The sequence below is a fragment of the Mammaliicoccus sp. I-M35 genome, from assembly GCF_022386455.1.
GTDB lineage: Bacteria > Bacillota > Bacilli > Staphylococcales > Staphylococcaceae > Mammaliicoccus > Mammaliicoccus sciuri_A.
On record NZ_JAJNIL010000006.1, the window covers coordinates 176,971 to 190,705 of the forward strand.

The following is a 13,735-nucleotide window of genomic DNA, read 5'->3' on the forward strand; positions in this document are numbered from 1 at the left end:
TTAATAAGTTCATTTTACATGATAATTAGAGATAAATAAAGATATTTAACTAAATCTTTCATATATATTGATTATCAACTAGAATAGAGACAAGGAGGCGATGAAAGTTGAATAAGAAATTAATATTTTTCGATATAGATGGTACAATCTATGATGAAAACAAAGAAATTCCAGAATCAACTATTGATGCGATAAAAAAATTAAAAGAAGCTGGCCATATCGTCGCAATTGCAACAGGAAGAGCACCATATATGTTTAAAGAAGTTATTAAAGAAACAGGTATTGATACTTTTGTTTCGCTAAATGGGCAAATTGTTGTATATAATGGAGAAATTATAAGTAAATATCCATTAAATAAAGAGGAACTTACAAGCATAGTAAACAAAGCACATGCAAATAATCATCCACTAGTATTCTTCGGTGAAACAGCAGTATATGCAAATGTAGAAAGCGATAACGACATTTCTGAAAGTCTTGGAACATTAAAGATGGATTACCCAGAATATCACAATACATATTATCTTGATCACCCAGTTTATCAAGCACTTATTTTCCATGCTGATGATGAAGACGACAAGTACGATAATCAATTCAATGCATTGAAATTCTATAGATGGCATCCACTAAGTAGAGATGTAGTGCCAAATGATCGTTCTAAAGCAGAAGGCATAAAAGAACTCAGTGATAAATTAGGATTCCCATTAAGCGAAGTAGTTGCATTCGGTGATGGACCAAATGATGTAGAAATGATTAGTGAAGTAGGGTGTGGTGTAGCAATGGGTAATGCCGTTGACGCACTAAAAGAAGTTTGTGATTTTGAAACGAAACATGTAAGTGAAAATGGTATATACTATGCTTGTAAAGAATTAGGATTGATAGATGAATAGGATGTGAATTTTATGGATAAGGTCGAACGCATCATCAAAACAATCGATGCAGAAAAAAACAGATCTGACAAACAATTTAAAGGAATAGAATTTAATATTCGAAAAAATGAAGTTGTAATGATCTATAACTATGATGAAATGATTAATAATGTTAAACAAGATCCACATTACATTCGACATAATAAAGATCCAGAATGGTTAAGTTTGGATGAATTAACCGCTATTCAAAAAGCATTAAAAGAAAAAAACATTCATTTCATTGAACGAAGAGATGAATTTATGTAATGAACAAAATTATGAAACAGAAAAACAGTAATCTACAATTGGAAGATTGAGATTACTGTTTTTTATTAAGCGATAAAAGAGAAATTAGGGTGATGTGCGAGTTAGGGACAGAATTCCGAGAAATGTCCATAAGATGGGGCATATCTAATTACCAGAATTCAGAATAGTGGAAGTTACAGCGTTCTAATTACCAGAATTCAGAATAATGGAAGTTACAGCGTTCTAATTACCAGAATTCAGAATAATGATAGTTACAGCATTCTAATTACCAGAATTCGAAATAATGGAAGTTACAGCATTCTAACTACCACAATTCAAAATAATGAAATTAAAAAGAGCGAATACCGACTGAATGGTATTCGCTCTTTTATCATCATACTTATTAATTAATTTCTACTGCATCATCGAGTGGTTTGAATGGATCTTCTTCATTAATATAGTCATAGAACATGATGCCATTTAAATGATCGATTTCGTGTTGCAATACGATTGCTGGATATCCTTTGAATCTTTTCTTAAATGGATTTCCTTCTATATCGTATGCTTGAATTGTTATTTTATAATTACGATGAACGAGTCCTGGTTTAGCTTCGTCTACACTTAAACATCCTTCTCCGCCATTTAAATATGCTTTTTGTACACTGTGGCTTACGATTTTAGGATTGATAAGTTGAAGTTCTATTTGATTTCCTTTTCCGTCATCTTGTATATATACAGCTAACATTTTTTTAGAAACATTGATTTGTGGAGCGGCTAGTCCTACGCCAGAACGTAATTTGTATTTTTTAGCAAGATCTTCATCTTGAGAGTTCTTTAGGAATTCCATCATTTCATTTAATGTTTCTTTATCTTCAGTCGATACTGGTAATTCTACTTCTTCGGCTTTCTTTCTAAGTGTTTCGTGGCCGTCACGAATAATATTTTCCATCGTTATCATTTACATGCACCTTCCTCATATAAAATATTATCAAAAACTGGTCATTTTTACATCTATTATTAATTGTATAAATAAAAAAAACAGAGTAACATATTGATAGGATTAAAAGGAGGAATTACCAATGATTGGCAAGAAATTTGTAACATTAACATTAGCGACTTCAATAATTTTAACAGCGTGTGGTCAATCTAAAGAATCACTTGAATCTTTTTATAACAAAGTTGAAAAAGCAAATAAAGAAGAAAAAGTTATAGTTGATTTAAATGAGAAAATGACTAAGGCAGAAAAAGATAAAGTTAAAAAAATCGAAGCATTAAATAAAGCTAAAAATGATGATTTTAAAGCAAAAGCGAAAGAATTAACGGACGGCGTTAAAGATAGGGAAGAAATTGTAAAAGATGAAAAAGCTGCAATGAAGAAATCTAAGGACATTTATGAATCATCTAAAAAAGATTATAAAAATATAGAAGATGAAGAACAATTAAAAGAAGCTAAAGATTTAAAGAACGCTCTAGATGAAAAGTATAAGCTACATAATGATGTAATGAATGCTTATCAAGAAGTATTAAAAACTGAAAAAGATTTATTTAGTTATCTATCAAAAGACAATGCAACGCAAAAAGGTGCAAATGATCGTTCTTCTAAGTTGACTGAAGTTAATAAAAAGACTGAAAAAGTTGTAACAGATTATCAAAACACTTTAAGAAAAGTCCAACAAGAAAAGAAAGATGTTTCAGCTATTTTAGATAAATAATTTGTATTAGTACAGCTAATATTATGTTTTAGTACAGTTACATAAAAACCTTTAATTTGTGGGGTTTTTAAGATGTTAGTATTTTTTATTTAACAGTAAAACAGTTTTGTGTTAGAATGATTAAGAAATGATTATTTAATATAGGGAAAGGTATGGTGAATTGAATGGCTCCGAGAAAAAAAGCCCAATTCGATGCAGTAGCGACTTTAAATGAAATAGAGTCTAAGTTTGAAATGGTTCAAGTTTTAGATGAAGAAGGAAATGTCGTAAATAGTGACTTGTTACCGGACTTATCTGACGAAGAACTTGTTGAATTAATGGAAAGAATGGTTTGGACTCGTGTTCTAGATCAACGTTCTATTTCATTAAATAGACAAGGACGTTTAGGTTTCTATGCACCAACAGCTGGACAAGAAGCTTCACAATTAGCTTCACATTATGCGCTAGAGAAAGAAGACTATGTATTACCTGGTTACCGTGATGTGCCACAATTAATTTGGCATGGTTTACCATTAACTAAAGCTTTCTTATTCTCACGTGGACACTTTATTGGAAACCAATTCCCAGAAGGTGTTAATGCTTTAAGTCCACAAATTATTATCGGTGCACAGTTTATCCAAACAGCTGGTGTAGCACTAGGTCTTAAAAAACGTGGTAAGAAAAATGTTGCAATTACTTACACTGGTGATGGCGGTTCTTCACAAGGTGACTTCTATGAAGGTATCAACTTTGCTTCTGCTTACAAAGCACCTGCAATTTTCGTTATCCAAAATAACAACTATGCGATTTCAACACCTCGTGACAAACAAACAGCTGCTAAAACATTAGCTCAAAAATCAGTAGCAGTTGGTATTCCAGGTGTATTAGTAGATGGAATGGATGCATTAGCAGTATATGCAGTAACTAAACAAGCGCGTGAACGTGCAGTAAATGGTGAAGGTCCATCATTAATCGAAACATTAACTTACCGTTACGGTCCACATACAATGGCTGGTGACGATCCAACTCGTTACAGAACTTCTGATGAAGATTCTGATTGGGAAAAGAAAGATCCATTAGTACGTTTCAGAAAATATCTTGAAGCGAAAAACTTATGGTCTGAAGAAAAAGAAAACGAAGTAATGGAAAAAGCTAAAGAAGAAATTAAAACAGCTATTAAAGAGGCAGATAATACGCCTAAACAAAAAGTTACAGACTTAATGGAAAACATGTATGAAGAAATGCCTTACAATTTAGCTGAACAATATGAAATTTACAAAGAGAAGGAGTCGAAATAAGTCATGGCACAAATGACAATGATTCAAGCGATTAACAATGCGCTTCAAAACGAATTAAAAAGAGACGAAGATGTTCTATTATTCGGTGAAGACGTTGGTGTAAACGGCGGTGTATTCCGTGCAACAGAAGGTTTACAAAAAGAATTCGGTGAAGATCGTGTATTTGATACACCTCTAGCTGAATCAGGTATTGGTGGTCTAGCTTTAGGTTTAACGCTTGAAGGTTACCGTCCTGTCATGGAAATCCAATTCTTTGGTTTCGTATTTGAAGTTATGGACTCAATTGCTGGTCAAATAGCTCGTCACCGTTTCCGTTCAGGTAACTCTAAAGTGGCTCCAATCACAATCCGTGCGCCATTTGGTGGTGGTGTTCATACACCAGAATTACACGCAGACAACTTAGAAGGTTTAGTAGCTCAATCTCCAGGTTTGAAAGTTGTTATTCCTTCAAACCCTTACGATGCTAAAGGATTATTAATTTCTGCAATCCGCAGTAATGACCCAGTTGTTTATTTAGAACACATGAAGTTATATCGTTCATTCCGTGAAGAAGTACCTGAAGAAGAGTACGAAGTAGAAATCGGTAAAGCTAAAGTTAAACGTGAAGGTACAGATTTAACAATCATCACTTATGGTGCAATGGTTCAAGAATCATTAAAAGCAGCAGAAGATTTAGAAAAAGATGGTTATTCAGTTGAAGTTATTGACTTAATCACTGTTCAACCATTAGATATTGAAACAATTGTTAAATCAGTAGAAAAAACAAACCGAGTAATCGTAGTTCAAGAAGCTCAAAAACAAGCAGGCGTTGGCGCAAATGTTGTAGCTGAAATTTCTGAAAGAGCTGTTCTTTCATTAGAAGCTCCTATTGCACGTGTGGCAGCTGCTGACACTATTTATCCATTCACACAAGCTGAAGGTGTTTGGTTACCAAACAAAAAAGATATCGTAGCGCAAGCTAAAGAAACATTAGAGTTTTAATGCGCATTAAAATACGGATTTAATATTTAGGAGGAAAAAATCGTGTCATTCGAATTTAAATTACCAGATATCGGTGAAGGTATCCACGAAGGTGAAATTGTAAAATGGTTTGTTAAAGCAGGAGACGAAATTCAAGAAGACGATGTATTATGTGAAGTTCAAAATGATAAATCTGTCGTTGAAATTCCATCACCTGTTGCAGGTAAAATTGAAGAAGTTATGGTTGAAGAAGGTACAGTATCTGTTGTTGGTGATACAATTGTTAAAATTGATGCACCTGATGCAGAAGGCTTACAATTCAAAGGTCATGACGACGATGAAGAAGAAACTAAAGAAGAAGCACCAGCTGAAGAAGCTAAAGAAGAAGCAACTACTGAAACTCAATCAGAAAATGTTGATGAGTCTAAACGTGTAATTGCTATGCCTTCAGTTCGTAAATTTGCTCGTGATAACGATGTAAATATTAAAGCTGTTTCAGGTTCAGGTAAAAATGGCCGTATCTTAAAAGAAGACGTTGAAGCATACTTAAATGGTGGCGCTACTACAGAGCAACCAGCTAAAGAAGAAGCTCAAACTTCATCTGAAGATACACAAACAGTACAATCTCCACAAGTACCAGAAGGAGAATTCCCTGAAACTCGTGAGAAAATACCAGCTATGCGTAAAGCAATTGCTAAAGCAATGGTTAACTCTAAGCATACTGCACCTCACGTAACATTAATGGATGAAATTGATGTTCAAGAATTATGGGATCACCGTAAAAAATTCAAAGAAGTTGCTGCTGAGCAAGGTACTAAATTAACATTCTTACCATATGTTGTTAAAGCATTAGTATCTGCACTTAAGAAATACCCAGCATTAAATACTGAATTTGATGAAGAAAATGGTGAAATTGTTCATAAACATTACTATAATATAGGTATAGCTGCGGATACTGATCGTGGTTTATTAGTACCAGTAGTTAAAAATGCTGATCACAAATCAATGTTCGAAATTTCTGATGAAATTAACGAATTAGCTGTTAAAGCACGTGACGGTAAACTACAAGCTAACGAAATGAAAGGCGCAACATGTACGATAAGTAATATCGGTTCAGCAGGTGGACAATGGTTTACACCAGTAATCAACCATCCTGAAGTAGCTATTTTAGGTATCGGTCGTATTGCTCAAAAACCTATCGTTAAAGATGGAGAAATTATTGCTGCACCTGTATTATCACTATCATTAAGTTTCGACCACAGACAAATTGATGGTGCTACTGGACAAAATGCAATGAACCATATTAAGAGATTATTAAATAATCCAGAATTATTATTAATGGAGGGGTAAAAATGGTAGTTGGAGATTTTCCTATTGAAACAGATACTATTGTAATTGGAGCAGGTCCTGGTGGATATGTTGCAGCAATTCGTGCAGCACAATTAGGACAAAAAGTAACAATCGTTGAAAAAGGCGAATTAGGTGGCGTATGTTTAAACGTTGGTTGTATCCCATCTAAAGCTTTATTATCAGCATCACACCGTTTCCACAACGCTCAACATTCAGAAGATATGGGTGTTGTAGCTGAGAAAGTAGCATTAAACTTCGAAAAAGTTCAAGAATTCAAAAATGGCGTAGTTAAAAAATTAACAGGCGGCGTAGCTGGATTAATGAAAGGTAACAAAATCGATGTTGTTAACGGAGAAGCATATTTTGTAGATGAAAATAACTTAAAAGTTATGACTGAAAAAGCATCTCAAACTTATACTTTCAAAAATGCTATTATCGCAACTGGTTCACGTCCAATCGAAATTCCTAATTTCAAATTTGGTAAACGTGTAATCGATTCTACAGGTGCATTATCACTTCAAGAAGTACCTAAAAAATTAGTAGTAGTAGGTGGCGGATACATTGGATCTGAGCTAGGTACTGCATATGCTAACTTTGGTTCTGAAGTAACAATCCTTGAAGGTGCTAAAGATATTTTAGGCGGATTTGAAAAGCAAATGACTCAAATCGTTAAAAAAGGTCTTAAAGCTAAAGGTGTAGAAATCGTAACAGAAGCGATGGCTAAATCAGCTGAAGAAACTGATAACGGCGTTAAAGTTACTTACGAAGCTGGCGGAGAAACAAAAGAAATCGATGCTGACTATGTATTAGTTACAGTAGGACGTCGACCAAATACTGATGAATTAGGTCTTGAAGAATTAGGTCTAAAAATGTCAGATCGTGGTTTAGTTGAAGTTGACGAACAAAGCCGTACTTCAATTAGCAATATCTATGCAATCGGTGATATCGTTGCTGGACCTCCACTTGCTCATAAAGCAAGTTACGAAGCTAAAGTTGCTGCTGAAGCAATTGCTGGTGAAAAATCAGCTGTAGATTACTTAGGTATTCCTGCAGTATGTTTCACTGAGCCAGAATTAGCTACAGTAGGTTACACTGAAGCTAGCGCTAAAGAAGAAGGATTAGAAATTAAAGCTGCTAAGTTCCCATTTGCTGCAAATGGTCGTGCATTAGCATTAAATGAAACTGCTGGTTTCGTTAAACTTATCACTTTAAAAGAAAATGGTCTTCTAATTGGTGCACAAGTTGCTGGTACAGGCGCTTCAGATATCATTGCTGAATTAGGTTTAGCAATTGAAACAGGTATGACTGCTGAAGACGTATCATTAACAATTCATGCTCACCCAACATTAGGTGAAATTTCTATGGAAGCTGCAGAAGTAGCATTAGGAACACCTATCCATACAATGTAATCATAAAAATATAAGGCTGAGACATATTTATGTCCCAGCCTTTTTTTGTAAAGGAGTAGAAAACATGGAGTATAGTTATCCAATAGATGTGGATTGGTCGCAAGATGAGATTCTCGAAGTGATGGCATTTTATAACCTTATAGAAGATGCATATGAAAGTGAAGCAAATAGAGAACAATTAGACAAAGCATATAAAAACTTCAAAAAAATTATTCCTGGTAAAGCTGATGAGAATAATTTTTATAAAGCTTTCAAAGAAGAAAGTGGTTATGATGGCTATAAAGTTGTAAAAGCTTTAAAAGAAAATAAAGAAGCGACAACGATTTCAGTTAAATAATATTATAAAATCCCCCAAAAAAGTGTTGAACTATAAAATGATTTCTGTTATTTTATTAAAGGTACTAAACTTAATGTTTAGTAAAAGTAAACATTACACTTTCTTGGGGGATTTATGAATATAGGAGAAAAACTTAAAAATTTAAGGTATCAAAAGAACCTAACACAAGAAGAACTTGGAGAGCGTACAGATTTATCTAAAGGGTATATTTCACAATTAGAAAGAAATTTATCTTCACCATCTATGGAAACTTTTTTGAATATTTTAGATGTATTAGGGGTTGAACCGAGTGAGTTTTTTAATGAGAAATTGTATCAAGCTCGTATACATTATCCTGAACAAGAACACACGATATATGATGAATATGATTTAGGTTACAAAATAAAATGGCTCGTTCCAGATTCAAATGAATTTGAAATGGAACCTGTAATTATCACTTTAAAAAGTGGATCTAAATATAAAGCATTTAGCCCATCAAATTCTGAAACATTTGCATATGTAAAAAAAGGATTCATAACTTTGAATATAGGGAATCAAACATATACTGCTAAAAGTGGAGAATGTTTTTATTTTAAAGCGCATGAAACGCATCAATTTTTAAATCAATCTAGCAAAGATGCTGAAGTATTGATTGTAGCTACAGAATCGTATTTATAGGAGGTAAGGCATGAAACAACCAATCATAAAGTTCGAAGGCATTTCAAAGAACTTTAACAACACGCAAGTATTAGATGATGTCAGTTTTGAAATTGAAGAAGGTAAATTTTATACATTATTAGGTCCATCAGGTTGTGGTAAAACAACTATTTTAAAATTGATAGCAGGATTTGAAACACCAACTAAAGGTAATATTTTGTTTAATAATAAAATTATTAATAAAGTGCCAGCAAATAATAGGAAAGTTAATACTGTGTTCCAAGATTACGCATTATTTCCTCATTTAAATGTATACGACAATGTAGCATTTGGACTAAAAATAAAAAAGTTAAATAAAAAAGATATTCAAACTAAAGTAAAAGAAGCATTAAAATTAGTGAAACTTGAAGGTTATGAACAACGTAAAATCACTGAAATGAGTGGTGGTCAAAAGCAACGTGTTGCGATTGCTAGAGCAATTGCGAATGAACCTGAAATTATCTTGCTTGATGAGCCATTATCAGCATTAGACTTAAAGTTAAGAACGGAAATGCAATATGAATTACGTGAATTGCAACAACGACTAGGTATTACGTTTATTTTTGTTACACATGACCAAGAAGAAGCATTAGCAATGAGTGATTACATATTTGTTATGAAAGACGGTAAAATTCAACAAAGTGGTACGCCTGTCGACATATATGACGAACCTATTAATAAATTCGTTGCAGATTTCATTGGTGAATCTAATATCGTTACAGGTGTTATGAAACGTGATTATGTTGTTGAAATGTACGGTATTCCTTATGAATGTGTAGATGCTGGATTTGAGAAAGATGCTAAAGTTGACGTCGTGATTCGTCCAGAAGATATCACGATTAAATCAGAGAATGAAGGTCGTATCTCTGCAGTAGTTGATTCTCAATTATTTAGAGGTGTTCATTATGAAATTTGTTGTTATGATGCGCAAGGTAATGAATGGATCATCCAAACGACGAAAAAAGCAACAATCGGTGAAACAGTAGGACTTGATTTTGATTCAGAAGCCATTCATATTATGTTGCCAGGTGAAACTGAAGAAGAATTTGATCGTCGAATCGAAAGCTATGAGGATGAGGAACATGCATAAAATAAAATCACTATTACTCGTACCTTACATGATATGGATAGTATTATTTATTATCGTTCCGATTGCTATGATTTTCTATGCATCATTACTTGATATTCATGGACACTTTTCATTCGAGAATTACAAAAACTTTTTTACAAGTAGTTATTTAGAAATGACTTTAAGTTCAGCTTGGTATGCATTAATTATTACTTTCTTTTGTTTATTGATCAGTTATCCTTTAGCGTTAACACTTAGAAATGCGAAACATAAAGATATATTATTATTACTTATTATATTACCAACTTGGATTAACTTGTTACTTAAAACGTATGCTTTTATCGGCATTCTTAGTCATGATGGTTTATTAAATAAAATCTTAAGTGTATTTCATGTACCATCAACAGAATTATTATTTACAAGTACAGCGTTTATCATTGTTTCGGTTTATATTTATATTCCATTTATGCTGTTACCAATCTTTAATTCAATGGATGAAATACCAGAGAATTTATTACAAGCATCAAGAGATTTAGGTGCAAATAGTTTTACAACATTTAAAAATGTCATCGTGCCTTTAACATTAGAAGGTGTGAAAACGGGTATCCAAATTACATTTATACCGGCATTATCATTATTTATGATTACACGCTTAATCGCAGGTAATAAAGTTGTTAACTTAGGTACAGCAATTCAAGAACAGTTTTTAGTTACACAAAATTATGGTATGGGTTCTACGATAGCTGTGTTCTTAATATTAGCTATGGCACTGATACTAATTATTACGAAATCTAAATCAGAGAATAAGGAGGTATAGTATGAAATTAACAGGAAAAATTTATTTTACAATCATACTTATATTTCTATACTTGCCTATCTTTTTCTTAATATTTTATTCATTTAACGGTGCAGGTAATATGACGCACTTTAAAGGCTTTACATTTGATCATTACACATCAGTGTTTCAAAATAAACGATTGTTAGTGATTATCGTGAATACCATTGCGATTGCATTGTTGGCCGCGAGTATTTCTACTTTAATCGGAATATGTGGCGCTATAGGTATTTACTACTTAAGAAATAAAAAATTAAAAGTCGGATTATTAACATTGAATAATATCTTAATGGTAAGTTCTGATGTTGTAATCGGATCATCATTTTTACTATTATTTACTGTTATTGGTCACTATACAGGTATGGGGCTTGGTTTCTGGTCAGTTTTAATATCTCATATAGCATTTTGTGTACCAATAGTCGTGCTTTTAGTACTTCCTAAACTATATGATATGAATACATCTATGATCGATGCTGCTAAAGATTTAGGTGCAACTTCATGGCAAACACTTATTAAAGTTGTGATACCTCATATTCTACCTGGTGCAATTGGTGGATTCTTTATGGCACTTACGTACTCATTAGATGACTTTACAGTGAGCTTTTTTGTGACAGGTAGTGGCTTTAGCGTATTATCTGTTGAAGTATATTCAATGGCTAGAAAAGGTATTACGATGGAAATCAATGCGATTTCTACATTACTATTTGCGTTAGTTATGATACTGATTTTAGGATATTATTTCATAAAAAGAAGCCAACAAAAAAGACTTGAAAAAAGAGGGGGCATTATAAGATGAAACAATTAATGCAGTTAGTCGGCATCTCAATTGTTGTAGGTGCATTGTTAATGTTATCTACTAAATTAATTGATCCGCCTCCTTCTAAAGGGAAAAAGAATGTTATTTATGTATATAACTGGGGAGAATATATTGACCCAGATTTGACGAAAAAATTTGAAAAACAAACAGGTATTAAAGTTGTATACGAAACGTTTGATTCAAATGAAGCCATGATGGCTAAAATTAAAAACGGTGGTACAGCATATGATGTTGCAGTGCCAAGTGAGTATACTGTTGAAAAAATGAAAAAAGAAAAGTTATTAATACCGATTGATCATAAAAAAGTACCAAATTTAAAAAATATTGATAAAGATTTTATGAATTTACCATTTGATCCAGGGAATAAATATTCTGTACCTTATTTCTGGGGAACAGTAGGCATTTTGTATAATCCAGAAACAACGAAAGGGATCAACTTTAATACATGGAATAGTCTATGGGATAAACGCCTTAAAGATGATGTATTAATCGTTGATGGATCAAGAGAAGGTATAGGATTTGCATTAAATAGTATGAATGAAAGTTTAAATGAAACGAATAAACAAAAACTGAAAAAAGCACAAGATAAATTAATTAAGTTATCACCTAATGTTAGAGGTGTTGTAGGTGATGAAATTAATACAATGATGGTTCAGAATGAATCGGATGTAGCCGTTGTATGGAGTGGTATGGCAGCTGATATCATGACTGAAAATGATAAATTGGATTTCGTCGTACCTAAAGAAGGATCAAACTTATGGTTTGATAATATCGTTATACCTAAGACAGCACAGAATGTTGATGGCGCACATAAATTTATTAACTTCTTATTAGAAGAGAAGAATGGAAAGCAAAATGCAGAATGGGTTGGATATGCAACACCTAACAAAGCTTCTTATAATCTTTTAGATAAGAGTGTTAGAGAAGATGAGCGTTTCTATCCTGATTCTTCAGTAAGAAATAAACTTGAAGTTTATGAAGATTTAGGAAAAGAAAATATAGCAGCGTATAATGAAGCCTTTTTAAAATTTAAAATGTCGCTTAATTAGTCATTATAAAGGGTCTTTGTGAGAAACAAAGCCCTTTTTTTGTTATAATTAAAACCAATTCATTATTAGGAGGTAAACATGATGAATTCATATGTAGAACATGTGAGACAGCCAGTTGGTAGAGGTGTAGAAAAATTTCTCGGCTGGTTTGCTTGGATTATATTATTGGGCATAACAGCTTTATCTTTATTTGCTGCACTTGTCGTATTAAATAATCCAGAAAATATAACTAGGCTAGAAACGTTAATTAATAGACTAAATATTAATATTACGACTAATGGACAATTAATGTCTGCTAGTGAAGTAGCACTCAATATTCAAAATGGTATTTGGTTATTTATAATTTACTTGATTATTGTTTTAATATTTTCATTTATTGGTTTAGTTTTAATGAGATGGAGAATATTTTCTGCTTTTGTATTTTTACTTTTAGCAATTATTACAATTCCATTATTTATTGTGCTTGTACCATTATTCTTCTTTATTGTATGTATTTTATTATTCGTAAGAAAAGATAAAATATTACCAGTTCAAGGTATGGCACCACAACAACCTTATTATGAAAATCAACGCGAAAATATTCAACCACAGCCAAGAGAACGTCAGCAAGTTGAGCCTAAAAAGCAATTTCGAGAAGAACATGTAGAAGAACCATTACAAGAGAAAGAACGTTCAGCACAAGTTGACCCAGTAGAACAAACTGAAACGACGCATAGTGAGGAAGTACTTTCTCGTAGTAAAAAGCATCAAAATAAAAAACAAAGAAATCAACAACAAGAAACAAATGTTGAAGACTTAGATGATGCAAATCAGTCCGATATTGATCAACAAGAGGATATTGGTCAAAGACATGAAGATCCATACAATTATGAAACAACACAATCAGATGAGTATCAAGTTCAACCTGGTAAACTGAAAAAAGAAAAGAAACCTAAAAAAGTAAAACCTAATGCAACAATTGAAAGAAGAAAGAATTACGAAAAAAGAATGCAACAACAGAAAAAATATTTCGAAGAAAAAAATAAAGATGAACAAAATATAGAAAAAAACGATAATAAACTTGATAAATAAAATTCAGATTGAGATAATAGTAA

15 protein-coding genes are annotated in these 13,735 nt (G+C 32.6%); 14 read left to right on the forward strand and 1 reads right to left on the reverse strand.

All coding sequences use genetic code 11. From position 1 onward, the window contains the following. Positions 1–107: 107 nt before the first annotated feature. Together LQ679_RS08620 and LQ679_RS08625 are read left to right on the forward strand one after the other, a co-directional pair. Positions 108–887 (forward strand): Cof-type HAD-IIB family hydrolase, encoded by a 780-nt coding sequence (locus LQ679_RS08620; protein WP_239762488.1) that lies wholly within the window; start codon positions 108–110, stop codon positions 885–887. A 12-nt stretch (positions 888–899) separates the two neighbouring features. Next, complete coding sequence (locus LQ679_RS08625; RefSeq protein WP_025905179.1) at positions 900–1,172, forward strand: hypothetical protein; 273 nt, start codon at positions 900–902, stop codon at positions 1,170–1,172. A gap of 382 nt (positions 1,173–1,554) precedes the next feature. On the opposite strand, the gene def is transcribed toward LQ679_RS08625, so the two are convergent. Beyond that, positions 1,555–2,109, reverse strand: coding sequence for a peptide deformylase (gene def, locus LQ679_RS08630; RefSeq protein ID WP_025905178.1), 555 nt, complete (start codon positions 2,107–2,109; stop codon positions 1,555–1,557). Positions 2,110–2,230: 121 nt separating this feature from the next. On the opposite strand from def, the gene LQ679_RS08635 reads away from it, so the two are divergent. The 12 genes from LQ679_RS08635 (at position 2,231) to LQ679_RS08690 (ending at position 13,712) form a co-directional block, all read left to right on the forward strand. Continuing rightward, complete coding sequence (locus LQ679_RS08635; RefSeq protein WP_037587419.1) at positions 2,231–2,863, forward strand: YkyA family protein; 633 nt, start codon at positions 2,231–2,233, stop codon at positions 2,861–2,863. Positions 2,864–3,027: 164 nt separating this feature from the next. After that, entirely contained in the window at positions 3,028–4,140 is a 1,113-nt protein-coding gene (pdhA, locus tag LQ679_RS08640; RefSeq protein WP_025905176.1) for a pyruvate dehydrogenase (acetyl-transferring) E1 component subunit alpha, read from the forward strand. 3 nt (positions 4,141–4,143) lie between these two features. Further along, the gene (locus LQ679_RS08645) at positions 4,144–5,121 is read left to right on the forward strand and encodes an alpha-ketoacid dehydrogenase subunit beta (protein ID WP_025905175.1); all 978 of its coding nucleotides are present in this window, start codon (positions 4,144–4,146) and stop codon (positions 5,119–5,121) included. Positions 5,122–5,163: 42 nt separating this feature from the next. Then, the gene (locus LQ679_RS08650) at positions 5,164–6,450 is read left to right on the forward strand and encodes a dihydrolipoamide acetyltransferase family protein (protein ID WP_159315167.1); all 1,287 of its coding nucleotides are present in this window, start codon (positions 5,164–5,166) and stop codon (positions 6,448–6,450) included. 2 nt (positions 6,451–6,452) lie between these two features. Further along, positions 6,453–7,859, forward strand: a complete 1,407-nt coding sequence (gene lpdA / locus LQ679_RS08655; RefSeq protein WP_126476961.1) for a dihydrolipoyl dehydrogenase — start codon at positions 6,453–6,455, stop codon at positions 7,857–7,859. Between the two features lie 64 nt (positions 7,860–7,923). Beyond that, positions 7,924–8,196 carry a UPF0223 family protein gene (locus tag LQ679_RS08660; RefSeq protein ID WP_126476959.1) on the forward strand — a complete coding sequence of 91 codons (273 nt, stop codon included), beginning with the start codon at positions 7,924–7,926 and terminating at the stop codon, positions 8,194–8,196. 114 nt (positions 8,197–8,310) lie between these two features. Continuing rightward, on the forward strand, positions 8,311–8,853 hold the full coding sequence (locus tag LQ679_RS08665) for a helix-turn-helix domain-containing protein (protein ID WP_025905171.1): 543 nt from the start codon (positions 8,311–8,313) through the stop codon (positions 8,851–8,853). Between the two features lie 10 nt (positions 8,854–8,863). Further along, positions 8,864–9,961 carry an ABC transporter ATP-binding protein gene (locus LQ679_RS08670; protein ID WP_126476958.1) on the forward strand — a complete coding sequence of 366 codons (1,098 nt, stop codon included), beginning with the start codon at positions 8,864–8,866 and terminating at the stop codon, positions 9,959–9,961. Further along, entirely contained in the window at positions 9,954–10,757 is an 804-nt protein-coding gene (locus LQ679_RS08675) for an ABC transporter permease (protein WP_126476956.1), read from the forward strand. Before LQ679_RS08670 ends, LQ679_RS08675 begins: the two co-directional genes overlap by 8 nt. 1 nt (position 10,758) lies before the next feature. After that, complete coding sequence (locus LQ679_RS08680; RefSeq protein WP_037587432.1) at positions 10,759–11,571, forward strand: ABC transporter permease; 813 nt, start codon at positions 10,759–10,761, stop codon at positions 11,569–11,571. After that, positions 11,568–12,641, forward strand: coding sequence for an ABC transporter substrate-binding protein (locus LQ679_RS08685; protein ID WP_103360512.1), 1,074 nt, complete (start codon positions 11,568–11,570; stop codon positions 12,639–12,641). Before LQ679_RS08680 ends, LQ679_RS08685 begins: the two co-directional genes overlap by 4 nt. 78 nt (positions 12,642–12,719) lie before the next feature. Beyond that, positions 12,720–13,712: a DUF4064 domain-containing protein gene (locus tag LQ679_RS08690; RefSeq protein WP_239762490.1), complete on the forward strand. Its 993-nt coding sequence runs from the start codon at positions 12,720–12,722 to the stop codon at positions 13,710–13,712. Positions 13,713–13,735: the final 23 nt, after the last annotated feature.